General features: G+C 73.6%; 24 protein-coding genes. 8 read left to right on the forward strand and 16 right to left on the reverse strand.

The genetic code is table 11. The features are described from left to right. Positions 1 to 11: 11 nt before the first annotated feature. Together O7614_RS15645 and O7614_RS15650 are read left to right on the forward strand one after the other, a co-directional pair. The gene (locus O7614_RS15645) at positions 12 to 1,088 is read left to right on the forward strand and encodes a hypothetical protein (protein ID WP_278139194.1); all 1,077 of its coding nucleotides are present in this window, start codon (positions 12 to 14) and stop codon (positions 1,086 to 1,088) included. Between the two features lie 210 nt (positions 1,089 to 1,298). Then, the gene (locus tag O7614_RS15650; RefSeq protein ID WP_278139195.1) at positions 1,299 to 2,627 is read left to right on the forward strand and encodes an MFS transporter; all 1,329 of its coding nucleotides are present in this window, start codon (positions 1,299 to 1,301) and stop codon (positions 2,625 to 2,627) included. A gap of 46 nt (positions 2,628 to 2,673) precedes the next feature. On the opposite strand, the gene O7614_RS15655 is transcribed toward O7614_RS15650, so the two are convergent. From O7614_RS15655 to O7614_RS15665, 3 genes are all read right to left on the reverse strand, one after another. Next, positions 2,674 to 3,060, reverse strand: coding sequence for a VOC family protein (locus O7614_RS15655; RefSeq protein WP_278139196.1), 387 nt, complete (start codon positions 3,058 to 3,060; stop codon positions 2,674 to 2,676). Further along, a complete protein-coding gene (locus O7614_RS15660) occupies positions 3,057 to 3,800 on the reverse strand; it encodes a hypothetical protein (RefSeq protein ID WP_278139197.1) in 744 nt (247 codons plus the stop codon). The genes O7614_RS15655 and O7614_RS15660 overlap by 4 nt, the downstream gene beginning before the upstream one ends. Before the next feature lie 188 nt (positions 3,801 to 3,988). Next, positions 3,989 to 4,408 (reverse strand): YchJ family protein, encoded by a 420-nt coding sequence (locus O7614_RS15665; RefSeq protein ID WP_278139198.1) that lies wholly within the window; start codon positions 4,406 to 4,408, stop codon positions 3,989 to 3,991. A 106-nt stretch (positions 4,409 to 4,514) separates the two neighbouring features. Here O7614_RS15665 and O7614_RS15670 point away from each other — a divergent pair, with 106 nt between their 5' ends. Further along, a complete protein-coding gene (locus tag O7614_RS15670; RefSeq protein ID WP_278139199.1) occupies positions 4,515 to 5,225 on the forward strand; it encodes an MBL fold metallo-hydrolase in 711 nt (236 codons plus the stop codon). Positions 5,226 to 5,243: 18 nt separating this feature from the next. Here O7614_RS15670 and O7614_RS15675 read toward each other — a convergent pair whose 3' ends face one another. The 4 genes from O7614_RS15675 to O7614_RS15690 all read right to left on the reverse strand — a co-directional run bounded on the left by O7614_RS15675 (position 5,244) and on the right by O7614_RS15690 (position 8,776). Beyond that, positions 5,244 to 6,344 (reverse strand): magnesium and cobalt transport protein CorA, encoded by a 1,101-nt coding sequence (locus O7614_RS15675; RefSeq protein WP_278139200.1) that lies wholly within the window; start codon positions 6,342 to 6,344, stop codon positions 5,244 to 5,246. Positions 6,345 to 6,476: 132 nt separating this feature from the next. After that, positions 6,477 to 7,061, reverse strand: coding sequence for a class F sortase (locus tag O7614_RS15680; protein WP_278139201.1), 585 nt, complete (start codon positions 7,059 to 7,061; stop codon positions 6,477 to 6,479). 113 nt (positions 7,062 to 7,174) lie between these two features. Then, entirely contained in the window at positions 7,175 to 7,660 is a 486-nt protein-coding gene (locus tag O7614_RS15685; protein WP_088989855.1) for a hypothetical protein, read from the reverse strand. Positions 7,661 to 7,948: 288 nt separating this feature from the next. After that, positions 7,949 to 8,776 carry a metalloregulator ArsR/SmtB family transcription factor gene (locus O7614_RS15690; RefSeq protein ID WP_278139202.1) on the reverse strand — a complete coding sequence of 276 codons (828 nt, stop codon included), beginning with the start codon at positions 8,774 to 8,776 and terminating at the stop codon, positions 7,949 to 7,951. A gap of 146 nt (positions 8,777 to 8,922) precedes the next feature. Between O7614_RS15690 and O7614_RS15695 the strand changes: the two genes are divergently transcribed. From O7614_RS15695 to rnhA, 3 genes are all read left to right on the forward strand, one after another. Beyond that, positions 8,923 to 10,191 (forward strand): MFS transporter, encoded by a 1,269-nt coding sequence (locus tag O7614_RS15695; RefSeq protein WP_278139203.1) that lies wholly within the window; start codon positions 8,923 to 8,925, stop codon positions 10,189 to 10,191. 55 nt (positions 10,192 to 10,246) lie between these two features. Continuing rightward, complete coding sequence (locus tag O7614_RS15700; protein WP_278139204.1) at positions 10,247 to 11,485, forward strand: lycopene cyclase family protein; 1,239 nt, start codon at positions 10,247 to 10,249, stop codon at positions 11,483 to 11,485. A gap of 158 nt (positions 11,486 to 11,643) precedes the next feature. Further along, positions 11,644 to 12,117, forward strand: coding sequence for a ribonuclease HI (gene rnhA, locus O7614_RS15705; protein ID WP_278139205.1), 474 nt, complete (start codon positions 11,644 to 11,646; stop codon positions 12,115 to 12,117). Positions 12,118 to 12,120: 3 nt separating this feature from the next. Here the strand turns inward: rnhA and O7614_RS15710 are convergent, their stop codons facing one another. The 3 genes from O7614_RS15710 to O7614_RS15720 form a co-directional block, all read right to left on the reverse strand. Further along, on the reverse strand, positions 12,121 to 12,357 hold the full coding sequence (locus O7614_RS15710; RefSeq protein ID WP_278139206.1) for a preprotein translocase YidC: 237 nt from the start codon (positions 12,355 to 12,357) through the stop codon (positions 12,121 to 12,123). Positions 12,358 to 12,507: 150 nt separating this feature from the next. After that, positions 12,508 to 13,395: a pentapeptide repeat-containing protein gene (locus tag O7614_RS15715; protein ID WP_278139207.1), complete on the reverse strand. Its 888-nt coding sequence runs from the start codon at positions 13,393 to 13,395 to the stop codon at positions 12,508 to 12,510. A 181-nt stretch (positions 13,396 to 13,576) separates the two neighbouring features. Continuing rightward, the gene (locus tag O7614_RS15720) at positions 13,577 to 14,383 is read right to left on the reverse strand and encodes an SDR family oxidoreductase (RefSeq protein WP_278139208.1); all 807 of its coding nucleotides are present in this window, start codon (positions 14,381 to 14,383) and stop codon (positions 13,577 to 13,579) included. Between the two features lie 61 nt (positions 14,384 to 14,444). Between O7614_RS15720 and O7614_RS15725 the strand changes: the two genes are divergently transcribed. Together O7614_RS15725 and O7614_RS15730 are read left to right on the forward strand one after the other, a co-directional pair. Further along, the gene (locus O7614_RS15725; RefSeq protein WP_278139210.1) at positions 14,445 to 15,047 is read left to right on the forward strand and encodes an MBL fold metallo-hydrolase; all 603 of its coding nucleotides are present in this window, start codon (positions 14,445 to 14,447) and stop codon (positions 15,045 to 15,047) included. Between the two features lie 156 nt (positions 15,048 to 15,203). Beyond that, positions 15,204 to 16,235: a PHB depolymerase family esterase gene (locus tag O7614_RS15730; RefSeq protein ID WP_278139211.1), complete on the forward strand. Its 1,032-nt coding sequence runs from the start codon at positions 15,204 to 15,206 to the stop codon at positions 16,233 to 16,235. A 34-nt stretch (positions 16,236 to 16,269) separates the two neighbouring features. On the opposite strand, the gene O7614_RS15735 is transcribed toward O7614_RS15730, so the two are convergent. The 6 genes from O7614_RS15735 to O7614_RS15760 are packed head-to-tail and all read right to left on the reverse strand — an operon-like array spanning position 16,270 to position 24,402. After that, positions 16,270 to 17,691: a DUF6297 family protein gene (locus O7614_RS15735; RefSeq protein WP_278139212.1), complete on the reverse strand. Its 1,422-nt coding sequence runs from the start codon at positions 17,689 to 17,691 to the stop codon at positions 16,270 to 16,272. Further along, a complete protein-coding gene (locus O7614_RS15740) occupies positions 17,688 to 18,305 on the reverse strand; it encodes an ABC transporter ATP-binding protein (RefSeq protein WP_278139213.1) in 618 nt (205 codons plus the stop codon). The genes O7614_RS15735 and O7614_RS15740 overlap by 4 nt, the downstream gene beginning before the upstream one ends. 46 nt (positions 18,306 to 18,351) lie before the next feature. Continuing rightward, positions 18,352 to 20,673 carry a tetratricopeptide repeat protein gene (locus tag O7614_RS15745; RefSeq protein ID WP_278139214.1) on the reverse strand — a complete coding sequence of 774 codons (2,322 nt, stop codon included), beginning with the start codon at positions 20,671 to 20,673 and terminating at the stop codon, positions 18,352 to 18,354. A gap of 59 nt (positions 20,674 to 20,732) precedes the next feature. Beyond that, complete coding sequence (locus O7614_RS15750) at positions 20,733 to 22,499, reverse strand: ABC transporter permease subunit (protein WP_278139215.1); 1,767 nt, start codon at positions 22,497 to 22,499, stop codon at positions 20,733 to 20,735. Continuing rightward, the gene (locus O7614_RS15755; RefSeq protein WP_278139216.1) at positions 22,496 to 23,773 is read right to left on the reverse strand and encodes an extracellular solute-binding protein; all 1,278 of its coding nucleotides are present in this window, start codon (positions 23,771 to 23,773) and stop codon (positions 22,496 to 22,498) included. The genes O7614_RS15750 and O7614_RS15755 overlap by 4 nt, the downstream gene beginning before the upstream one ends. Then, positions 23,770 to 24,402 (reverse strand): ATP-binding cassette domain-containing protein, encoded by a 633-nt coding sequence (locus tag O7614_RS15760; RefSeq protein WP_278139217.1) that lies wholly within the window; start codon positions 24,400 to 24,402, stop codon positions 23,770 to 23,772. Before O7614_RS15760 ends, O7614_RS15755 begins: the two co-directional genes overlap by 4 nt. Between the last annotated feature and the right edge of the window lie 57 nt (positions 24,403 to 24,459).

Below are 24,459 nucleotides of genomic sequence, written 5' to 3' on the forward strand. Positions count from 1 at the left end.
GGAATGACCACATGAGTGACAACGTCAGCGACGCGGTGGGTGACGCCCTCCGCTCGGTGATGCTCTTCCTGCCCAAGGCCGTCGCCTTCCTGGCGATCCTGGTGGCCGGATGGCTGATCGCCAAGGCCGTGCTGAAGATCGTGGAGAAGGTCCTGGAGCGGGTGGGCTTCGACCGCGCCGTCGAACGCGGCGGCGTCCGCCGTGCGTTGAGTCGCTCCCGGTACGACGCCAGCGACATCGTCGCGAAGCTCGTCTACTACGCGGTGCTGCTGTTCACCCTCCAGCTCGCCTTCGGCATCTGGGGACCCAACCCGATCTCCGACCTGCTCGGCGCGGTGATCGCGTGGCTGCCGCGCGCCTTCGTCGCGATCGTCATCGTTGTGGTGGCCGCCGCCATCGCCAACGCGGTCAAGGACATCATCGGCGGCGCGCTGGGCGGCCTGTCGTACGGCCGGGTGTTGGCCACCACCGCGTCGGTGTTCATCCTCGGCCTGGGCGTCATCGCCGCGCTGAACCAGATCGGGGTGGCCACCGCGGTCACCACTCCCGTGCTGATCGCCGTGCTGGCCACGATCGGCGGCATCCTCGTCGTCGGGGTCGGCGGTGGTCTCGTCCGTCCGATGCAGAGCCGTTGGGAGGGGTGGCTGACCCGCGCCGAGCAGGAGTCGCAGCTGATCGCCGAGCACGCCCGCGCCTACCGAGCCGGTCGCCGCGACGCCGAGGCCGAGTTGGCCCGCGCGGCGGCTACCCCCGCCATGTCGGACGCCGAGCCGGCCCGGCCGTCGTCCGTCGTCACCGATTCGGAGGCCACGCAGGCTGTCACCCGACCGTCCGACCCGGAGGCCACCCAGGTCGTGCCCCGACCGTCCGACGCCGAGGCGACCCAGGTCGTCACCCGACCGTCCGACCCGGAGGCCACCCAGGTCGTGCCCCGACCGTCCGACGCCGACGCGACCCAGGTGGTGAGTCGTGGTGACGCCGACACGACCCAGGTGGTGAGTGCCGGCGGCGCGGTGCCCGGCCCGCGTACCAGCGACGACAGTGAGACGACCACGGTCCTCCCGCCGGTCGACCCGAACCGGCGCTGACCCGCACGTCACCGGCGGGGTGGGATCCTTCGGGATCCCACCCCGCCGCACGTTGTCTGGGGGACGCCGAAAGCGCTGGCGAGCATCACGGCGCGCGGCTAGCATCCGGGCATGACCTGGCGACATTGATCCAGCCGCGTAGACCGATCCCGTGGGCCACCGCGGGCACCGCACGTCCGGTGTCCGTCTCCACTCCCACGGGAAGGCCCCATGATCCACCTCGCCTCGCGCGTGCCCGACCCGGCGGTCCGCCGGCTGACGGGCACCCTCTACGGGTACGCGCTCCTCAGTGACCTTGTCCTGCTCTACCCGCTGTACGTGGTGTTCTTCGCCGACGCCGGGCTGTCGGTCGGGCAGATCTCGTCGCTCTTCGTCATCTGGTCGGCCGCAGGCATCGTGTTCGAGGTGCCGTCCGGCGCGTGGGCCGACGTGGTGTCCCGCCGACTGCTGTTGTGCCTCGCCCCGCTGGCGACCGCCGCCGGGTTCGCGCTCTGGGTGCTGGTGCCGTCGTACCCGGCGTTCGCGATTGGGTTCCTGCTCTGGGGGGCCGGGGGAGCGTTGGTCTCCGGCGCGCTGGAGGCGCTGGTCTGGACCGAACTGGACCGGCTCGGCGCGGTCGACCGGTACACCCGGGTGCTCGGACGGTCCCGGACGGCGGGCGTGCTGGGCGTGGTGGTCTCCGGCGTGCTCGCCGGCCCGGTGCTCGCCGTCGGCGGCTACCCGGCGGTGGGCGTGGCCAGTGTGCTCGCCTGCCTGCTCGCCACGACCGTCGCCACCCGGTTCCCGGAGCACCACGCGCCGGCCGCCGCACGCGTTCCGGTCGCCGAGCCGGCGATGGCGGCTCGGCCGGTAGCTGCCGCACCGCCCCGGCCGGGCGAGCCCGACACCACCCCGCCCGCGAGCCCGCACGGCGGCGGTGACCTGGGCTGGTGGGACACGCTGCGGGCCGGGGTGTCGCAGGTCCGCACCCGTCCGCCGGTACGGTCCGCCGTGCTGCTGGTGGCCGTGGTCGCCGCCGACTGGGGCGCCCTGGACGAGTACACCCCGCTGCCCGCGCTGGACACCGGCGTCGGGGCGCAGGCCGTACCCCTGCTGCTCCTGCTGCTCTGGGCCGGGGTGACCGTCGGCGGGCTGCTCGCCCCGGCAGGGGAGCGGCTGGGCAGGCGAGGCTACGCGGCGCTGCTGGGGCTGGTCGGCGTCGCGCTGGCCGGCGGTGCCCTGCTCCGGCGCCCGGCGGGGTTCGTGCTGCTCGCGGTGGCCTTCGGCGCCGCGCAGTTGGCCACCGTGCTCGCCGACGCGCGGCTCCAGGCCCGGATCACCGGCGCCAGCCGCGCCACCGTGACGTCGCTGGCGGGGATGGCCACCGATGTGTTGATCATCGTGACGTACGCCGGTTACGGCCTGCTCGCCACGGCGGCCGGCAACGCGGTGGCGTTCGCGCTGACCGCCGGGGCGTACCTCGTGGTGGCGCTGAAGCTGCTGACCGCCGACGGCCGCCCGGCCCGCCGCGGAGCTGCTGACGACTGGGAGTCGCAGTGACCCGAGCCACCATCACGACTGGACAAGCCGCCGCCGGGCGGCTCGCTCAGCCGGCCATGTGCAGGAACGACCACTGGTGGCCGTCGAGGTCCCGGAAACCGCGCATGTACATCGGCCCGTTGACCATCCCCGGCCCGAGCGACTGACCACCGGCGACCGCCGCCTGGTCGACCAGCTCGTCGACCTGCTCCCGGCTCTGCGCCGACAGCCCGACGACGACCTCCCGGCTCGTCTCCGTGTCGGTGGCGGCGACCCCGGTGTACGACTCGAAGCCGGAGCGGAGGTGCAGCACCAGCCGGGTGTTCTCGGAGATGGTGAGAACCCTGGTGCCGCCGTCCTGTTCGGCCTGGTCGCCGGTGAAGCCGAGCGCCCGGTAGAACTCTGCGGCGGTGGTCAGGTCGCGCACCGGCAGGTTGATGAAGGTCATCCTCATCGCTGGTCTCCGTTCGTTTCGAGCAGCACCTTCAACGCGGCGAGCCGCTCGCGCCAGTACGCCTTCAGCTCCGCAGCCTGCTCGGCTCCGGTCAGCTTCTCGTGCACGATGCTGACCCGTGCCTTCGACTCGCCGACCACGTCGACGCCGACGACGATCCGGGTGGCACCACCGGCCCAGTCGGCCCGGAAGATGCGCGGCGGGGTGGCGGTGCGGACGCGTACCTCGACGTCGGGCAGCCAGCAGGCGCGTGTCGTCTCGTCGGCGAACGCCTCGTACAGCCGCTGCGCCGGCACGGCCACCGTCCGGCTCGCGCTGGCCTCGAAGCCACCGCCGCGCCGCTGACCCGGGGCGCGCAGGCCGCGTGCCTGCTCGTAGCCGACGGTGACGGTCTGCGCCCACCAGCCCGGAACCTCGTGCTCGGTGACCAGGTGGTGAGCGATCCGGGTGTGCGTCCACTCGCTGGCGGACGCGGCGTCGAGCAGGGCGAACCACTCGGACCAGCCGCGGCCGGTCCGGGCGCGGATCAGGTCGTCGGCGATCCGCTCGGTCTGCGCAGCGGTGGCCGCGGCGCTCGGTTCGGTCTGCGCCGAAGGAGATGCGGCGGTGGACGTCGGAGTTGGCGGTGCGTCCGGCTCCGCGGCCCGATTGATCAGGTGCCGGCGGGCGGTGGTGTAGCTCTCGCCGGTCTTCTCCATCCGGGTCCGGACCCGGGCCTTGAACGATTTCTGGTTGGTCATCACATGCTCCCGGTCAACGGCACGGTCACCGGGACTCACGCTCCCGCCGACCCCGCCGGAGTGGGGCATGTGGCATCACGTCCCGAGGGCTCCGGGCCCCCTTTGCCTCCGCGTTGCCGGCGGCGTGAGCGCCGGGAGGGAGGTGCGGCGCAGGACAGCGCCGACCTCATCCTACGTCAGATCGGCGGTCAGGGCTGGTCACCGTCGACATACACCCACCGGCCGTCCTCGCGGACGAAACGGCTGTGCTCGGTCATCGTGCCGGGCCGACCGGCGTCCCGGTAGTGGGCGTGGAACGTCACCGTGCCGGCGTTGTCGAGCAGGCCGCCCCGCTCGGTCTCCACGATCTCCAGGCGGGACCACCGCTGCCCCGGGTCCAGCTCCAGGGAGGTGGGCCGGGTCGAGGAGTGCCAGCTTCGCAACAGGTAGCCGGTGTCGCCGAGGGCGAAGGCGCTGAACCGGGACCGCATCAACTCCTCGGCGGTCGACGCCGGTCTGTCGCCGGCGTGGGCCGGTGCGCAGCAGTCCGCGTACGCCCGGCCGGAGCCGCACGGGCAGACCCGTCCCGTCGTCGCGTTCGACCGGCGACGTCCCGCACCCTTACCCACGTCGCTATCCTGCCGCACCCGCCCTGGTCCAGCGGCACCGGCCGCTCAGGCGGATCGTCGGTCGGGGTGGAGAACGACAGTTGACGATCGTTCCTAGACTCGCGGCATGACGCGAGCCCCTGCGGTGCCACTGGCCCCGAACGTCTGGCGTATCCCCACGGTGGGCCGTTCGGCCGTCAACTCGTACGCCTTCGTCGACGACGACGGCAGCGTCACGCTTGTCGACTGCGGCCTGGCCAAGGCGCCCGCCCGGATCGTGCGTGGGCTCGCGGCGATCGGAAAGGTGCCGGCCGACGTCACCCGGATCGTGCTCACCCACGCACACCCCGACCACGCCGGCGGCGCGGCGGAGATGTCGCGGCGCACGGGCGCCCCGGTGGCGGCGCACGTCGGCGACGTGCCGTACGCGCAGGAGGGTCGGACGCCGGGCAGCGACCCGACGGTGACCGGCGGTCGGCTCTTCGCCCGGGTCAACAGCGGGCGGTTCCCGGCGGTGCGGGTGGCGCAGCCGCTGGCCGACGGCGACGTGCTCGACGTCGGCGGTGGCCTACGGGTGGTGCACACCCCCGGGCACTCGCCGGGCCACGTGTCGCTGCTGCACGAACCGACCCGACTGTTGATCACCGGAGACGCGCTGTTCAACGTGCTCGGGGTCCGCTACGCACCGAAGGTGCTGTGCAGCAACTTCCGGATGACCCAGCAGACCGCCCACGTCTTCGGTGAGTTGGAGTACGACCTGGCCGCCTTCACCCACGGCCCGGAGTTGACCGACAAACCCCGCGACCGCATCCGCGCCTTCCTCTCCGCGCACCGTTGAGCAGCCCGTCGATGGGCCTCACAGCCAGCCGGAGCGGCGGAACAGCCGGTACAGGAACAGGGCCGCCGCCGCCATCAGGGTGACGGCCCCGGCGTAGCCGTAGCGCCAGGCCAGCTCGGGCATGTGCTCGAAGTTCATGCCGTAGATCCCGGCGATGCCGGTCTGGGTGGCCGCGATGGCCGCCCAGGCGGCGATCTTGCGCATGTCGTTGTTCTGCTCCACGGCGAGCTGCGCCAGCCGCGACTGGACGATCGAGGTGAGCAGGTCGTCGTACGCGGCCACCCGATCCACCGCCCGGCTCAACCGACCGTCGACGTCGACGAACCAGCGGTGCAGGGCGCGCGGCGGACCCTCGGGTTCGAGCAGCGTACGCATCGGCGCCTGCAACGGCAGGACCGCCCGCTTGAACTCCACCACCTCCCGTTTGAGCTGGTAGATGTGCTGGATGTCGGCCCTGCGGTCGCGGGCGAACACCGCCTCCTCGACCCGCTCCAGGTCCCGTTCCACGTGCCCGGCCACCTCCAGGTAGGAGTCGACCATGCGGGCGCAGACCGCGTACGCCACCGCCCACGGGCCGGCGGCCAGCAGCGCGGGGCGGCGCTCGATGTCGGCGCGGACGCTGCGCAGCGCCCCGGCGGCTCCGTGCCGCACCGTGATGGCGAAGCGGTCACCGAGCAGCACCATGACGTCCCCGGTGTCGATCACCTCGGAGGTGTCGGTGAGCTCGTCGTGCTCCACGTACCCGGCGGTGCGCAGGACCAGCAGCGTGACCGACCCGTGGCGCTGCACGGTGGGACGGTGCCCGTCGGCGAGCGCCTGTTCGACGGTCAGCTCGTCGAGGCCGAAGGTCTGGCCGACCGCCGCGAGCACCGCCGGGCCCGGATCGTGCAGTCCCAGCCACACGAAGGCGCCGCGGCCGTGCCGGGCCCGGGCGTACGCGTCGGCGTAGTGCGGTCGACCGGGCTCGCGGCGGCCGTTGACGTAGACGGCGCAGTCGACCACGGCGTCCGGGTTGGACCGGCGGGGGTTGGGGGAGTCGTCCTCGACCCGTCCGAGCAGTCGACGGGCCAGGGCGCGTACGCCTCGACCGGCCCGGTCCCGTACCGGTCGCTGATCCACCGCGTGCCTCCCCGTCGCCGGCGCACCGCCCCGATCACGGGATGGTGCCACCGCATTCTGCCGAGCAGGGTCCGGCTCCCGACAGCGGGGCGGGTGGCTCAGGCGTGCGGGTGGCTCAGGCGGGCGGTCGGCTCAGGCGGTGCGGGTGGCGAAGACGACGACGTTGTCGACGTAGTTGCCGGTCGTCGCGTCGAACCGACCGCCGCAGGTGATCAGGCGCAGCGCTGCGGCGTCCGCCGGGCCGTAGACGAGCGTGGTGGGAAAGTGCTCCTTGGGGTACGCCCGCACGTCGTCCACTGTGAACGTGGCGACCTGTGCGTCGGCCCGGGTGACCTGGATCTGCTCGCCGGGGCGTAGCCGACCGAGGTCGAAGAAGACCGCCGGACCGGCCGGTGAGTCGACGTGTCCGACCAGGACCGCGTTGCCCGTCTCGCCGGGGCTCACCCCGTGCCGGTACCAGCCGGCGAGGGTGGGCCGGTCCAGTGGCGGCACCTCCAGCACCCCGGCGGCGTCGGCACCGACCGGGACGACCTCCGCGCGAACGCCGATGGCGGTGATCTGCACCCGGACCGGCGCGGCGCGTTGCAGCGGCACCAGGTCCGGCGCCGGTTCGGTGCGTCGCGGCGCGTCTGCGGGCGGACGCGGTGGCGTCGCCGGGTCGGCGGTGAGACCGACCGTGATCAGCCCCAGCCCACTCACGCCGAGCAGGGCGACCACCGCTGGTAGGGTCCGCCGCCACCACACGTGGGCACCTCCGTAGGGCTCGTCGGGATGCCCGCGCCGGTGTCACCGGCGCGGGCACCCGTCCTCAGGGATGGAACAGCCGCCGGTCAGGCGACAGTGGACACCGGCCGACGCCGGCGGATCAGGATCACCGCGCCGGCCAGGGCGGTGCCGAGAAGCGTGCCTCCGGCGGCCAGAGCGCCGTTGTCGCGGCTGTCTCCGCCGGAGCCGGCGGGCGCGCCGCCGATCGGGGTGACGGTGAACGTGGCGCTGCCGGCCGAACTGCCGTCGCCGCAGGTGGCCGCCACCGTGTATGTGCCCAGGGTGAACCCGGCGGTGAAGAGTTCGGCGCTCAGCCCGCCGCCGGCGGCGGCCGTGGTGGACCGGACGTTCTGGTCGCGGTTGGGGCCGGTGACCCGGAACAGGGCGTCACCCGACTTCGGGTTGCAGGTCGTCGCGGTGAGCACGACGGTCCCTCCGACCGGGGTGGTGGCCGGTGACACAGTGGTGTCGGCCAGTGCGGCGCCTGGCAGCAGGAGTGTGCCGAGGCCCACGCCGAGCGCCGCCGAGCAGAGTGCTGTTGAGACCTTCATACGCGTCTTCCCTCACTTTTCGTCCGCTGACTGCGTGGGACGTCGTTCGGGTGGCCAACTCCGTGACTAGCACCGGTGTGCCCAACACTAGGTGGGTTGGGCCCACGATCAGGTGAAAATGAGAATTCCTCGTTGCCGTCACGTGTCCACCCGAAGGCGGGGAGAGCTGCGGAAAGGCCCCGACGGCCCGAGCAGCGCCCGGTCTCCGGTCGATGTCGGGCTGTCGCGGCTGGGTCGATGGCGAGGTATTGCCGACGACGGCGGAAATACGCCGGCTGGGCGTCCGGGTCAGTCGGCCCCGGTCGGCTCGGGCATCGGCTCGCCGGTTTCCAGGAGTGTCTTGAGGCTGGCCAACAGCTCCGGCCAGCCTCCGCTGCCGTCGAGTTGGCCGCTGATCGCCCGGTGCATCTCGCTGTCGGGGGAGAAGTCGTCGTGGATCACGGTCAACCGGACGGCCGTCGGGCCGTGCGGATCGATCTGGAACGTCACCTTCGACCGGCGCTCGCCACGTCGGGCGGCCAGCTCCTCGGCCGACCAGCCGAAGTGCTCGGCGTGCTCGGCCTGGAAGCCGTGCCAGCTGTAGGAGAGGAGACGGTACGGCTCCGCGGCCAGCACCCGCTGGCCGAGATCGCGGGGCTCGTCGGCCGCCGTGTCCTGCCACAGCACCGGTGACCCCACCTGCCAGTCCGACACGAGCGCGATCCCACCCCAGTACCGACGGGTGAACGCCGGTTCGATGAGTGCGGCCCACAGTCGCTGTGGAGTGGTGGTGACGTACGTCGTGTAGGCGAAGGTCGGGCTCTGCATGGATTGTCCCTCCAATGCGGTGGTCAGGTCGGCGAGGGTGGCGGCGCGTTCGCGGTCGTAGCGGCTGAGCCACCGGTCGGCGATGGCGTTGATCGGGGCGGCGTTGAGGTAGTGCACCTTTTCCCGGCCCCGCCGCACGGTCGTGACGAGGTTGGCCGCCTCCAGGACCGACAGGTGCTTGCTGACGGCCTGCCGGGTCGTCGCCAACCCTTCGCAGAGCTCCCGCAGGGTCTGGCCGTTGCGCTCGTTGAGCCGGTCGAGCAGCCGACGCCGGCTGGGGTCGGCCAGTGCCCGAAACGCGTCGTCCATCGGCCCTCCTCGTGACAGGCAACCAGTTGGTTGCCTGTCAACATAGGCAACCAGAGAGTTACCTGTCAACCCTCGCCATCGAGGGCCTCCCAGCGACTGGATAAAGGCCGGGATGTCCCGCGGAAACGCTGGTAGGTTCGCTCGCCGTGACACGGAACGTGGGAGACGGCCTGGGACCGGTGTTCGCCAGACTCTGGGCGGCGAGCACCCTCTCGGCCCTGGGCAGCGGCCTGGCCACCGTCGCTGCGCCGCTCTTCGTCGCGTCGCGGACCGATGACCCGCTCGTGGTCGCCGGAGCGTCCGCCGTGGCGTGGCTGCCGTGGCTGCTCTTCGCCCTGCCCGGCGGGGTGCTGGTGGACCGGATGGACCGCCGCCGCCTGATGATCGTCATCGACCTGGTCCGGGTGGTCGCGCTCGCCGTTCTGGCCACGGCCATCCTCAGCGGCCGGGGCGGGGTGGCGCTGCTGTTCGCGGTGCTGTTCCTGGTCAACACCGGTGAGATCGTGTTCCGCGCGGCGAGCCAGGCCATGGTTCCGGTCGTGGTGCCGCGGCACCGCTTGGAGCGCGCCAACGGATGGCTCAGCGGCGGCGCCACCCTCATGCACAGCATGCTCGCCGGCCCGCTCGGCGGCTTCCTTTTCGCGATCTCGGCGGGCAGCCCGTTCCTGGTCAACGCCATCACGTACGCCCTCAGCGCCGTACTGGTGGCGCTGATCGGCGGGGACTTCCGGGCCGCCGTCGACGACACGCACGCACGCCGTACCCGCACCATGGCCGGCGAGATCGTCGAAGGCCTGCGCTGGCTGGCCAACCAGCGGCTGCTGCGCACGATGGCCGTGCTGATCGGTCTGCTGAACGTCACCCTCACCGCCGCGCTCGCGGTGCTGGTGCTGCTCGCCGTCGAGCGTTTGGGACTCGGATCCGTCGGCTATGGCCTGCTCTTCACCTGCATGGCCACCGGTGGGGTGCTCGGCGCCCTGCTCGGCGACCGGATCATCGCCCGGATCAGCGCCACCTGGACGATCAGGATCGGCTTGCTCGTCGAGGCGGGGCTGCACCTGGCGCTGGCCGCGTCCCGCAGCACCATCGTGGTCGGGTTCGCGCTGTTCGCCTTCGGGGTGCACGGCGGGCTGTGGAACATCGTGTCGAACTCACTGCGCCAACGACTCACCCCGGCGAACCTCCAGGGCCGGGTGGCCAGCACCAACCTCTTCGTGGCGGCGGGCGGCAACTGCGTGGGCGCACTGCTGGGCGGGCTGCTGGCCGCCCGATTCGGCATCACAGCGCCGTACTGGGTCGGGCTGGTGGTGGCGGTCGGCGTCTCCGCCGCCACCTGGCGGGTCTTCAACCGCGCCGCGGTCGCGCGTGCCTATGCCGACCCGCCCCCGGTCGAGTCGCCCGCGCCGGTGGCCTGAGCGCCGTGGCGGCCCATCGGGTGGTGGCGCGCGTCGGTGTGGCAGCGTGGGGTGGGTGACCGACTCCGCGCCGCTGGACGTCGACCTCGCGCTGCTCGGCGGCGGCGGGGCGGCTTCGTTGCTGCTCGCCGCCCTGGACCGGCACGAGGTCCGGGACCTGCGCATCGCCGTCGTCGACCCGGTCCGCCGACGCGGTCAGGACCGCACCTGGGCGTTCTGGGGCCACCCGGGCACCGACCTGGATCCGCTGCTCAGCGCGAGCTGGCGGCAGGTCGAGGTGGCGACGGCGGCGCGACGCCGCGTCCTGGACCTGACCCCGCTGCGGTACGCCATGCTCCGCTCCGGCCCGGTCTACGACCGGGCTGCCGAGGCCGAACGCCGGCTGGACGCCACCCGGATCGTCGCGCCCGCCGAGACGGTGTCGGACGACGGCACACGGGTGCGGGTGCGCACCGGTGACGGGCGGACCGTGCGGGCCGGATGGGTGCTCGACTCGCGCCCCCGCCCGCCGGCGCGAGCCGGACGGACCACCTGGTTGCAGCACTTCCGGGGCTGGTGGTTGGAGGCCGACCGCCCCGCCTTCGACCCGGCACGCGCGGTGCTGATGGACTTCCGCACCCCGCAGCCACCCCGGGGCGTCTCCTTCGGGTACGTGCTGCCGGTGAGCGACCGCTACGCCCTGGTCGAGTACACCGAGTTCTCGCCCGACCTGCTCACCGACGCCGGGTACGACGCGGCGCTGGCCGGCTACCGGGACCTGCTCGGGCTGGACCCTTCCGGGCTGCAGGTCCGGGAGGTGGAGAACGGCGTGATCCCGATGACCGACGCGCCGTTTCCGCCCCGGCCCTCGCCCCGGGTGGTCCGACTCGGTACGGCCGGTGGCGCGACCCGCCCCTCCACCGGCTTCACCTTCTCCGCCATGTACCGCCAGGCCGACCAGGTGGCCCGCGCCCTCGCGGCGGGACGACCGCCGGTGCCCCAGCCGGCGTACCCCCGTCGACACCGCTGGATGGACGCGGTGGCGTTGCGGGCGTTGGACCGAGGCGGGGTCGGTGGCCCGGACTTCTTCGACCGACTCTTCGACCGCAACCCCGCCGAGCGGGTGCTGCGCTTCCTCGACGGTGTGACAACCCCGGCCGAGGAGGTCGCCATCATGAACTCCACCCGGCTGCTGCCGATGATCGCCGCCACTGCCGGCGACGCGGCGCACCGCGTCCGCGACCGGCTGCGGCCCACCCGACCCGCGCCGGCCGTCCCGCCCGCCGTGGTCGGTGCGGAGCCCAGCGGCGGATAGGGGTCCGCCGGGCCCACCGGCGTTGCCTGTCCCGGAGCCTGTCGAGCTGCCCCGCAGGTGGGGCATGCCGTCCAGCCTCGGAGGTGGGGCACGACATCCCGGCGCGCCCGGGCCCCCGGGCAGCGAGGACGACGTCACCGCGCGGTAGGTTGCCGGGCATGGTGGACGCGGCGGCCGGCAGGGGCGTGCAGATCTGGACCGACGGGGCGTGCAGTGGCAATCCCGGGCCGGGCGGTTGGGGCGCCCTGCTGCGCTACGGCGACCACGAGCGGGAGTTGTGCGGCGGCGAGGCCACACCGACCACCAACAACCGGATGGAGCTGATGGCGGCCATCCAGGCGTTGGAGAGCCTGAACCGGCCGGTCACCGTGGAGCTGCACACCGACAGCACGTACGTGCGCAACGGCATCACCAGTTGGCTGGCGTCCTGGAAGCGCAACGGTTGGCAGACGGCGGCAAAGCAGCCGGTGAAGAACGCCGACCTGTGGCAGCGGCTGGAGGCGGCCTGCGAGCGGCACCAGGTCACCTGGCTGTGGGTGAAGGGGCACAACGGTCACCCGGAGAACGAGCGGGCCGACGGGCTGGCCAACAAGGGCATGACCGAGGCGCGGGCCGCGTTCGCCGGTCGCTGACCGTCAGCGGGTCGCGTCCGGGTGCCCGGGCATGCTGGACCCGCCGCCGCTGCTGCCGGACGATCCGCCGGCGACACCCGAGTTGTCGTCCTCGGTCACGATATCCGGGCGCACGTCGGTGTCGGCCGGCGCCGGAACCTCGGTGTCCGCCTCGACCTGCACCAGCGGCACCTGGCCGGCCTCGTCCTCGCTGTGCTGCGGGTCGCCCGGCAGCTCACCGTCGCGTTTTCGGAAACCCACGCCGTGCCCCCCGTCGATACCGGTCAGCGTCGGCGCTGGCTACCCGGCGTCGTCCCGGCCGAAACCTTGGGTGTGGGGGCGTCGGCACGCGGTGGCCGGGCGCGCGATTCGCGCTGTTCAGCGGTACCGGCTGCGGTGGCCCACGGAGGTTCAGCGTCGGCGACCGCGCCGGGCGGGGGCACCGGCCCGCGACGGCTGGCGGACCGGGGTGAGCGGCAGGGCCGTCCAGTGCGCCGGCCGGGTGAGCGTCGCCGGCAGGCCGGTACGCGCGTCACACCGGGCGGCGTCCAGTTGCGCCTGGTGCAGGAAGAGAGTGCGCCGTAGGTCCGCGCCGCGCAGGTCGGCCCCGCGCAGGTCCGCGCCGGTCACGTCGGCGAGCCCCAGGTCGGCGTCGCGGAGGTCGGCGCCGATCAGCAGCGCCCCGCGCAGGTTGGCCCGGCGCAGGTCGACCCGACGGAGGTCGACGCCGAGCAGGTGCGCGCCCCGGTGGTCGACGCCGCCGGGGGAGCGGGCCACGTCGCTGGCCTGCGAGAGCAGCGGGCTTACCCGAGCCCGGTGCGCGGCCACGTCCAGCGCGCGTAGCCGCGCCAGGTCACCGCCGGTGAGCACGGCGGTCTCGGCGCGGGCGTGCTCCAGCTCGTGGCGGAGGTCGGCCGGCGGGTGCAGCGCCACCGCCGCGTCGAGGTACCAGAGCAGCTCGTGCAGTGGCCGCAGTACGGCGAACGCCTCCGCCATGGCCGGCAACGTCCCCGGCGCGTCCCGCCAGTCCCGCCCGCCGAAGGTGACCTGGGCGACCTGCTGCCCGGCGCCGAAGCAGTCGAACACCGTGCAGCCGGGGAAGCCGCGTTGCCGCAGTTCGGTGTGGATGCCGCACCTGTGGTCCGCGCCCAGGTTGGGGCAGGGCTGCCCGGCCGGCTTGTCGATGGCGAAGTCGGCCGACGCGGCGAAGGCGGGCACCACGCAGCACAGCCCGAAGCAGCGCCCGCAGTCGGCGCGCAACTGCGTCGACCCGGGTGGAGATGCGGGGCTGGGCGACACGCGGACGTCCTCCTGGCGCGGGCGAGGCGTCCATTGTTCCGCGTATCGAACCGACCGGACCGTCGGGGGTCACCGTCCGTGGTTTTCCCCGGCCGCCGCGGACCGGGGTTCCGGCGTACGGGAGGCCGCCCAGTTCGTCTACATCCTGCGTACGGCGGCGGTCGAACCGCTGTGACGGCGATCAGACCGAACGCCAGTCGTTCGAGGTCAGGCTGTTCGCCTGCGGGCCCATCAGCAGCATGCCGCCGTCCACCGGCCAGGACGCCCCGGTGACATAGCTGGCCGCTGGAGAGGCGAGAAACGCCACCACGGCGGCGACCTCCCGGGCGTCGCCCGGCCGCCCCACAGGTACGCCAGGACGTTCCCGGGTGAACGGGTCGACGTCCTCCTGGCCCGTCATCGGCGTGGCGATCTCGCCCGGGGCGACCGCGTTGACGGTGATCCCGTCGGCGGCCAACTCCTGTGCCATCACGCGGGTCAGCAGACCGAGCCCGCCCTTGGCGGCGCAGTAGGCGGCAGAGCCCACCCGGGGCGCGTGTTCGTGCACGCTGGTGATGGCGATGATCCGCCCGCCGGTGCCGGCGGCCCGCATCCGCCGGGCGGCCCGCTGCGCGCACAGGAACGGTGCGTCGAGGTCGACGGCGAGCACCTCGCGCCACTGCTCCCACCCGGTGTCGACGAACGGCGCGGACGCGCCGATGCCGGCGTTGTTGACCAGCACCCCGATGCCGCCCAGCCGATCGGCCACGTCGTCCACCACCGCCGCTGCCTCCGGCAACCGACGCAGGTCCACCTCGGCGACCTCGCAGCGACGACCGGCGGCGCGGACCTCGGTCGCGGTCCGCTCGGCACCGTCGGGGTCGCCGTACCAGGTGATGCCGATGTCGAAGCCCGCCCCGGCCAGGGCGACGGCGCAGGCCTTGCCGATGCCGGAGTCCGCGCCGGTGACCACGGCGATTCTCGGATAGTTCTCGTATCGCTGGGGCATGGTGCCGCACTACCCCTCCGGGCGCGGCCCAACCGTCACACCGGCGGCGTACCGTCGCCGGATGCGGATCACGAAATTCACGCATGCCTGCGTCCGGGTCGAGCACGACGGCGCGGTGTTGGTCATCGACCCGGGGACCTGGAGCGAGCCGCGCGCCCTGCACGGCGCGGACGCCGTCCTGGTCACCCACGAGCACACCGACCACATCGACGTGCTGCGCCTCGCCGGCCTCGGCGTCCCGGTGTACGCCCCCGAGGGCGCTCGACTGCCGGACCTCGCGCCGCTGCCGGTGACCCCGGTCCGCGCGGGACACCGTTTCACGGCGGCCGGCATCGAGGTCAGTGCCCACGGCGGCCGGCACGCCCCGATCCACGAGGGACAGCCGGACTGCCCCAACCTGGGCTACCTGGTCGGTGACGGGCTCTACCACCCCGGCGACTCGCTGCACGTGCCGGACGAGCCGGTCCACACCCTGCTCGTCCCGGCCCAGGGGTCCTGGCTGCGCCTCGACGAGGCGATCCGATTCGCTCGCGCCGTGGCAGCCGCCGTGGCGCACCCGATCCACGACGCGCAGCTCAACGAGCGTGGCCTGGCCAGCGTCGACAGCTGGTTCTCCGAGACGATCCCCGGTTACCGCCACCTCGCCCCCGGCGACACCGCCTGACCGCCGACACCGCCTGACCCGCCACCCCCGTGAGGTGGGTGCGGGGACCACACCGGCGGCGGCGACGGTGTCGACCGCACTCATATCCGATGTGGTCAATGTCACGGTAGCTTCGGCGCGCGCCGGCGCCCCTGTCGGCGCTGTCGAGGAGCGCCCATGTCCACACCACTGAGAGTCGCCACCACCCTCACCGCCGTCGTCCTGCTGGCCCTGAGCGCCGCCGCCCCCGCCCAGGCCGCCACCCCGTCCACCAAGACCCCGGTCGCCGGGTCCCTAAGCAGCTACAACGTCTCCGGGGTCTACATCGCCGGTGTCTCCTCCGGCGGCTACATGGCCACGCAGCTGCATGTCGCCTACTCGTCGCGGATCCGGGGCGCGGCCGTGTTCGCCGCCGGGCCGTACTACTGCTCCCGGAACACCGTCGCGCAGGCGCTCTACGGCTGCGGCGACAACCTCTACCCGACCAACGTGTCCGCCCTGCAGACGTACACCCGGACGTGGGCGTCGTACGGCTGGGTGGACCCGGTCGGCAACCTGTCCGGCGACCCGGTGTACGTGTTCCACGGCACCAACGACACCACTGTCAAGAAGTCCGTCACCGACGACCTGGTCCGCTACTACCAGCACTTCGGGGCCAGCGTGCAGTACGACAGCGGCTCCGCCGCCGGGCACTCCTGGGTCACCCCGTACGGCACGCTCGGATGCACGGCGACCGCCTCGCCGTACCTCAACGACTGCGGCATCGACCCGCAGAACGCTCTCCTGCGCAAGTTGCTCGGCGGGGTGAACGCACCGAACACCGGGGCGCTCGGCGGCACGCTCGTCCGGTTCAGCCAGAACACCTTCGCGGTCAACGGCTGGGCCAACGGGTTGAGCATGGACGCCAACGGCTACGCCTACGTCCCGTCGGCCTGCGCGGCCGGCCAGTCCTGTCGACTGCTGGTCGCCCTGCACGGCTGCGTCCAGGCCTCCGGCGCGGTGGGCACGGCCTTCGTCGACCGGGCCAACCTGAACCAGTACGCCGACACCAACAACCTGATCGTCCTCTACCCGCAGGCGAGCACCAGCCTGAGCAACCCGAACGGCTGCTGGGACTGGTGGGGCTACCTCGGCGCGACCAACTTCCCGATCAAGGGCGGCGCGCAGGTGGAGACCATCATGAACATGGTTCGCCGCCTGGACGGCTGATCGCCTGGGCTGGCCGGTCGAGGGTGCTGGTCGGTCAGCCCAGGAACAGCTGGACCAGGACGAGCACGGCCAGCAGCGCCGGCCCCCGTGAGCCCTGACGCAGCAGGTCGACAGGGAGCATCCCGAACGGGGTGTTGACCGTCGCGCCGCCGTAGTCGATCGGCGGGCGGGTGCCGGCCCGGAACGCGGCGGCCACCACCCCGAGCGCCAACGTCGGCGCGAGCCACGCCGGCCCCGGGTCGACGGTCGGCAGGGTCAGCAACCACCACAGAGCCGCGCCGACCGCCGGCACCACCACGTGGATCCCGCGCAACAGGGTGTCGCTGCCCCCGAGCGCCCGGCGCAGCCCGGGCGACCGGCTGACCGCCCGCAGACCACCGGTCAGCCGGTCGACGGCGAGGTACGCGAACACCACCTGCGCGGCCCCGGCCAACCCGGGCAGGGCGAGCGCGGCAGCGTACTGCACCCCGATCAGCGCCGCCCAGATCAGCACCGCGCTCGGGTGGCGGCGCAGTCGCCGTACATCGGCCTGGAGCAGCGCCCACCAGCTCGGCCCGGGCCGGAACCGACTGCTGCGGACCTTGCCGACCCGGCGCCACCGCCGGCTCTCCACCAGCCCGGCGAGGAGACTCGGGTCCAGCAGGACCATGGCCGTGGAGGCGGCGTTGGCGAACTGGGCGCCGGTGGTCAGCGTGGCCCGGTCGACGCGGGGCAGCGCGCGTACCGCGAGGACCGTGCCGAGGCCGACGAGCGGCACCGCCACGGCGAACAGCGCGATGGTCGGTGTTGTCGTCGGCCGGGGCAACGCGTCGCCCAGGCCCCCGACGAGCACCACCGCGCCGGTGATCACGGCGGCCGTGACCAACGGGACCGCACCGACCAGCGTCGGCCACCGTCGCCCGGCCCGGCTGCTCTGGGCGACGACGCTGAGCGCCAGCGCTGCCGCACCCCACCCGGCGCCGGCTGCGGCCGCCCAGCCCAGGGCACCCGGATCACCGACACCGCCGAGCGCGGCGACGGCCACGCCGAGGGCCGCGGTGCTGGCCGCCGCGCCGGCCAGCAGCAGCACGAAGCGCGGCGCCAGCCAGGCCCGCCGGTCCACCGGGGCGCTGGTAGCCCAGCTCTGCGTGGCCGGGGTGACCAGCAGCGGGCCGAGCGCGCGCAGACCACGCCAGGCGAGGCCGGCACCGGCCAGCAGCGCCGCGACCGCCAACCACCAGCGCACGCCAGGCTCGGCCTGCCCCATGGTGGGGGAGTCCAGCAGGTCACGGCTGGCGCTGACCGCGAACCACCCGTACATGCCCACGAACAGGACGATCACGTACGCGTCACCCAGCACGTCGCCGAGCGAATGGTCGTGGTGCCGGCTGCGCGCCTTGCGCAGGTGCGTCCGCAGCTGCCGCGCGGTGGGCACGCCGGTCGGCGCGTCGGCGATCGTGGCCGTCGGGGCGGTCACCGGCCGATCTCGATGCGCTCGTCGACCACCGCGTCGATCAGCTCGGGGTCGTGCGAGGCCAGCAGCACGGCAGTGCCCGCGTCGCGCTCCCGGAGCAGGCGCTCGGTCAGCCACTGCCGCCCACGGACGTCCAGCCGCTGCTCCGGCTCGTCCAGGATCAGCACCCGACGGGGGCGGACGAAACACGAGGCGAGCGCCAGCCGGCGGCGTTGCCCGCTGGACAGGGTCACCGGCAACTGGTCGCGGGCCGGCTCCAGACCCAGCTCGGCGAGGACCTCCTCGACCGGCTCGGCGTCACCACCGTGCGCGTACGCGACCAACTCCAGGTGCTCGACCACGGACAGGTCGGGGAAGAAGTCGATGTCGTCCAGGGCGGCGGCCATCAACGCCCGCACCTGTGGGTCGGTCTCGTCGGCCCGTCGGCCCTGCACCAGCACCTCGCCCGCGTCCGGCCGGTCCGCGCCGACCACGCAACGCAGCAGGGTGGTCTTGCCGCTGCCGTTCGGGCCCAGCACCACAGCGATCCGACCCGCCGGGAGTGTGAAACTCACGTCGTCGAGCACCACCAGGTTGCCGAAGTTGCGGCTGAGTCCCCGTACCGAGAGCGCGTCCACGATCACAGAGTCTCCCAGAGCCTCGCCACCGGCCAACCCGAGCGACCTACGTCACGCGGTCCGCGGCGTCGTCCTCCAGTCGGGCGTCGGCGGCGGCCAGCCCCTGGTCGTCGCCGACCTCCTCGGCCACCGTCGCCGCGTCCGCCCAGTGCCGCCGGGCGTCGGCGTGCTCGCCCAGCGCCGCGCAGGCGTCACCCAGGTAGAGCAGCGTGCGCGCCAGCCCCGCCGTCGGCCGCGTCTCCTCGCGCAGCCGCCGGCTCTGCACCAGCAGGTCGTACGCCACCCGCGCCTGCCCCGGCGAGCTGGTCAGCAGCGTCGCCCCGGCGTTGAGCAGGGCCGTCGCCCGGCTCGTCGGGTCGTTGACCGACTCGTACTCGCGCAGCGCCGCCCGCCACGCCTGCGCGGCGTCCAGGTGCTCGCCGAGACCCGCGTGCACCAGCACCAGGTTGGTCAACGCCGCCGCGTACCCCCGGGCGTCACCCACCGACCGGAAGGTGTTCGCCGCCCGCACCAGGTGGTGGTGTGCGCTGTCCAACTCACCCCGGGCGAGCTGCGCCGCGCCGAGACCCAGGTCGGTGAGGGCGTGACCGGCCCGGTCCGCCCCGGAGCGGTGCCTGCGGGACATCTCCAGGTGCTCCACCGCGTCGTCCAACTGCCCCAGATCCAGCAGGGCCAGGCCCAGGTTCATCCGGGCCTGGGCGGTGCCCCCACGTCCGCGCTCGTTCACCGCGAGGGTGAGCGCTGCCGCCGCCCCGTGCGGATCGTGCCGACGCCGCCGCAGCACACCCAGCTCGTTGTGCGCCCACCCGGCGATCTCCGGCCGGTCGTCCGCCGTCGGAGTGGCCAGCACAGTGCGGCAGACCTGCTCCCACTCGTCGAGCCGCTCGGCGTACGCCAGCCACCCGCAGAGCGCCACGGCCAGCCGGAACCACCACCGGCGTACGCGTCGGGGCAGTGTCTCGGCCGCGCCGGCCGGCACCCGCACCACCGCCAGCAGCAGCTCCTGGTGCAGGTCGAACCAGCCGTACGGGTCGTCGTCCAGCGGCAGCGACCACTCCCGGTCCGGTGGGGCGCCGAGCACCGCCAGGTTGGCCGCGTGCCGCTCCGCCCGACGGGCCAGGTGCCGGGTCAACCGTGCCTGCGCGGCGACCCGGGCCCGGACCGGATCGGCGTCCCGCAGGTGCAGTCGGGCGCTGTCGGCGAGCAGCGGGCGGATCTCGTACCGGTCGCCGGGCGCGCCGACCACGAACGCCGCGGCGGCCAACTGGTCGAGCAGCGCGGTAACCCGCTCGGGGTGCCGCCCGGCCAGCGCGGCGATGGTCGGCCGGTCGACCGGGGCGGGGATCAGCGACATCACCCGGTACAACCGGCGGGCCTCGCGGCTCAACGTCCGGTACGCGGTGTCCCGTTCGGTGATCAGACGTGCGGCCGGAGACACGGCGAGCCGCTGGTGTGGTGGCGTGTGCACCGCACGGCGGAGCGCGTCCAGCAGGTCGGAGTGCCGCCAGCCGTGCTGCGCGGTGCGGTAACCGAGCGCGCGGACAATGCGCGGCTGCCGGCCGCACAGGTCGACGATGTCGCGGACCTCCGGGTCGGTGCGCGGGTCGGCACGGCGGACCCGGGCGGCGGGCGCGGCCCCGCCCGCGGTGGCGAACAACTCGACCGCCTCGGAGGTGCCCGGCTCGGCGATCCAGTGTGCGACCACACCCTGGAGCCCCAACAGCGCCGGACCGCCGGCGAGCAGCAACCGGCAGGTGCGCGCGGTCGGTGGCAGGAGGGGCCGGACCTGGTCGGGCCGGTCGACGTTGTCCAGCACCAGCAGGATCCGGCGGCCGTCGAGCTGGCCGCGCACCGCGTCGGCGGCGGCGACGAGCGCGTCCGGCCGGCCGGAGGTCGGTGCGGCGGTGCCCAGGATCCGGGCCAGCGCGGTGAGCACCTGTTGGGCCGAGCGAGGTCGGCCGTGCCGGCGCAGGTCGAGGTAGTACTGCCCGTCCGGGAAATCCTCCCGGCACAGGTTCGCGGCCTGGACTGCGCACGCGGAGGTGCCCACGGCACGTCGGCCCAGGACGGCCACCGCGTGTTCCTCGGAGAGCAGTTTGAGGACCGCCTCGACGTGCTCGCCACGACCGGTGAACTCCGCCGTGTAGGGCAGGTTCGGCGTCCCGGCGGCCGGTGTGGTGAGCACGTCCGTCGGTTCGGGGTCGACGTCCCGGGCCGCCCGGCGGCGACGAACCTCGTACACCACGAAGCCGACGATGCCGCCCACGGCGAGGGCGATGCTCGTCGGCCCGAGTACGCTGGCCGCCAACTCGGAGAGCAGGTTGCTGGCGAGGTTGCTGACCACGTTGGCGAGGACGCCGCTGACCACCCCGCCGATCGCGATCAGCGCCGGCCAGCGCGGGCTGCGGCGGCCACCGCCCGGCCTGGTCAGCGGACACCCCCGGAGACGAGCCCGGCGACCAGGTGCCGTCGCGACAGCACCACCAGCACCACCGGCAGCACCGACGCGAGCACCGAACTGGCGGCCAGCGCACCGCTGTTGCTCACGAAGCTGCGCGTCTGCTCGGCCAGGAACGGCCCGAGCGGCGACGCCCCCGGCCCACTGAACAGTCGACCCACCACCAGGTCGTTCCAGACCTGGACGAACTCCAGCACGGACACCGCCACGACCGCCGACAGGTTGTGCCGGGCCAACCGGCGCAGGGTGTGCCACCACCGACGGCCGCCCAGCCGGGCGTCGCGCACCTGCTCGACCGGCAGGTCGGCGAACGCGTTGCGCAGCACCAGCACGGCGAACGGCACACCCAACGCGGTGTGCACCAGGGCCAGACCCTGGGCGGTGCCGGAGGAGAGCACCAGGCCCAGCACCTCGTTGACCGGGCCGGCGATGACCTGGACCGGCACCACGCTGGCGGCCAGCAGCAGCAGCCCGGTGGCCTGCGCGCCCGGCCCGGTCAACCAGGCCAGCGGGTAGGCGGCCAACAGCGCGACCACCAGCACCGCGACGGTCACCGCGGTGGCCAGGAGCAACGTGAAGCCCAGTGTGCGCCACAACTCGGTGCCGGTGACCAGGGCGCGGTAGGACTCGCCGTTCGGCGGCGCCCACCACCAGCCGCGCGCGGCGGCGTCCACCCTGCCGTGTGCCGAGGTGCCGACCAACACCACCAGCGGCACCAGCCACGCCACCGCCGCGCCGACCGCGAGCAGGCGGATGACCCGCCGGGGCGGGGCGACCGGACCGGGCTGTGGAGCCGCCTCGGCGCGCGGCGGCGGCCAGGCCTGCCGGACGAAGAGCGCGGCCACCATGATCCCGCCGACGACCGCCACCAGCCAGACCACGCCGAGCGCGGCGCCGTCGCCGGTGGTGGTGGTGCCCGACGTCTGCCAGATCCGCAACGCGAGCACCGACGCCTCGTCGCGGACCGAGCCGGGCGTCATCACCAGGATCAGGTCGAACGTGCGGCTGGTGCCGACCGCCACCAGCGCGAAGACCACCGCGGTGGTCCGCAGCAGCAGCGGCCGCCACTGGGCGTCCCACAGGACGTGCCGGCGCCGTCCGCCGTAGGCGCGCACCGCGTCGGCGAGACTCGGCGGCACCGTGTCCAGCGCGGATCGGAACACCAGCACGGCCAAGCCCACCCAGGCCCAGACGAACGCCGACATCAGCGCCACGGTGACCAGCCCCGGCCCGAGCAACTGCGGCGCGTCCTCGGTCGAGCGGCCGGTCAGCCGTGCCGCGACCACGGTGGCCAGCCCTCGGCTCGGGTCGGGGTCGTACATCAACCGGAAGGTGACCCCGGTGACGACCAGCGGCAACGCCACCGGGACCAGGAGGATCAACCGGACCAGACCGCCCTCCTCGGAACGGCGGGACGCGGCGGCGAGCAGGTAGCCCAGCGCCGTCACCACCGCCGGCACCAGCAGTGCCCAGAGGACCGTCCGGCCGACCACCGCGCCGGTGCCCGGGGCGGCGAGCGCGGTCCGGAAGTGCTCCGTGCCGACCCAACGGCCGTCGGTGGTGACGCTGGCGTGCATGGTCCGGAGCACCGGCCACAGCACGAGCCCACCGAGCAGCACGGCCGCCGGCAGCAGCAACGCGGAGGTCGCCCCCGCCGCCGGATAGGCCCGGCCCCGCCGGGGCGGCCCGACGTCGTCGAGCACGGCCAGCTCGCCGAGGACCCGCGGCTGGCTCATCGGCCGCCGCCCGCGCTACGGGCCGCCAGCGCGAGCTGACCGGTGGCGCGGCGGATCGCCTCGTTGGCCCTGACACCATCGGTGACGTCGGCGAAGAAGCCCTGCATGATGCGCCAGATGCCGACGCCGTCCGAGCCGGTGAACGCGCCCGGCAACTGGTCGGAGAGGTCGAAACGCAGCGTGCCGGGTGCCTGCATCTCCCGGGCGAGCTTCCGACCGACCTCGTCGGTGTAGCTCGTGATCGGGACGTTGGTGTTGGGCGAGAGGTAGCCGCCGGCGCGCAGCCAGGGGCGGAACGAATCGGCTTTGGTGAGCCACTGGACCAGCTCGACCCCGCCCTGGGCGTCCGCGAACGCCACCGCCGCGTCCCCACCGACGATCAGTGGGCCGCCTCCGGGTTGGGCGCCCGGGAACGGGAACGTGGTCGGGGCCTCCTCACCGCGCTGGAACGTGCCGACGACGTCGGCGGTGAAGTCGGCCCCGCAGAGCATCACCGCACGCCGGGCGTAGACCACCTGGATCACCGACTCCTCGTACTGGGTGAGCAGGGCGCGCCGGCCACCACCGAGGAACGCGCCGTCGATGCTCCAGAGCCCGGCCAGCCGGTCCAGGGCGTCGCGCACCGGACCGCCCTGCCAGTTCGCGTCCGACCTGGCGAGAGCGTTGTAGCTCTCGGGTGCCACGTCGGCCAGCACGTTCTCGAACCAGTCGGTGAGCACCCAGCCGTCCGCGGCGCCGACGGCCAGGGGCGCCGGGCCGCCGTCGCGCCGGGCGAGCGCGCCGAGCTGCCGCGTGCGCTCGACCAGCCCGTCCCAGTCGGTCGGCTGCTCGGGCAACATCGACGGCAGGTGCCAGACCAACGACTTGTGCGCCGCCTTCACCCATACGCCGTAGCGCCGGCCGTCGGCGGTCAGCAGGTCGCCCAGCCCGTTGGGTACGGCGTACTCGCTGGACGGGCGCACCGGGCTCAGCCAACCGCGCTGCGCGTATTCGGTGACCAGGCCGGGGCGGGGCAGGATCGCCACGTCCGGGCTGGTGCCCGCGAGGTGCCGGGCCCGCAGGAACGCGTCGATGTCGTTGCCCGCGCTGACCACCTGAACCGAGCCGGGGTAGTCGGCGACGACCTGGCGGAACCGCTCCAGCTCGCTGGTGCTCCAGACCACCGCGACCTGCACCGACCGAGCCCCGCCGGAGCAGCCGGCGGCCATCGCGGTGACGCCCGCCGCGGCGGCGCGCAGCAGGGTGCGACGACTCGTGCGGGCGGTCGGTCTCATCGGGTCGCCTCGCTCGGCTCGGTGACCAGCTCGTGCCGGACCGGGATCTCGGCGAGGGTGGCCGGGTCGGCGGTGCAGACCAGCACCGCCACGCCGGGGGCGTCGGGTGGGGAGAGCCGCGGCATCAGGTCGGCGAGTCGACTGTCGCCGGCAGAACCCGCCGGCAGGTCGACCACCAGCACCTCGGGCAGGCAGGCCGCCGCCCGGGCGAGCGCCACCCGGAACCGCTGGGCGGCGGAGATCTGGTGTGGCAGCAGGGTGAGGGAGAGCGCCAACTCGAGCCGGTCGACCACGGTGGTGGTCCAGTCGTCGGCCACCTCGTGCACCCGTTCGCGTTTGCGCTGGCCGTACTCGATGTTGCGGCGCACGTTGAGTTGCGGCAGCAACGCGCCACCGGCGGGCACGTAGCCGATCTGGCGGCGTGGCGGCGGCAGCGCGGTGACGTCCCGGTCACCGACCAGGATGCGACCGGTCACCGGAGCGGCGAGACCGACCAGCACCCGGGCGACGGCGGTGCCGAACCGGGGTGGGGCCACCAGGGCGGCGAGCGTGCCGGCGGGAACGTCGAGGGTCACCGGCCCGGTGCCGGGGACGGCGACCAGTGCGCGTAGCCGTAACGTGACCCTCACCTCCGGTTACCGCTGGGAGAACGCACCCAGGGTGGCACACCGTGCCGACAATCGATG

This window comes from Micromonospora sp. WMMD961 (assembly GCF_029626145.1).
In the GTDB taxonomy this organism is placed as follows: Bacteria; Actinomycetota; Actinomycetes; order Mycobacteriales; family Micromonosporaceae; genus Micromonospora.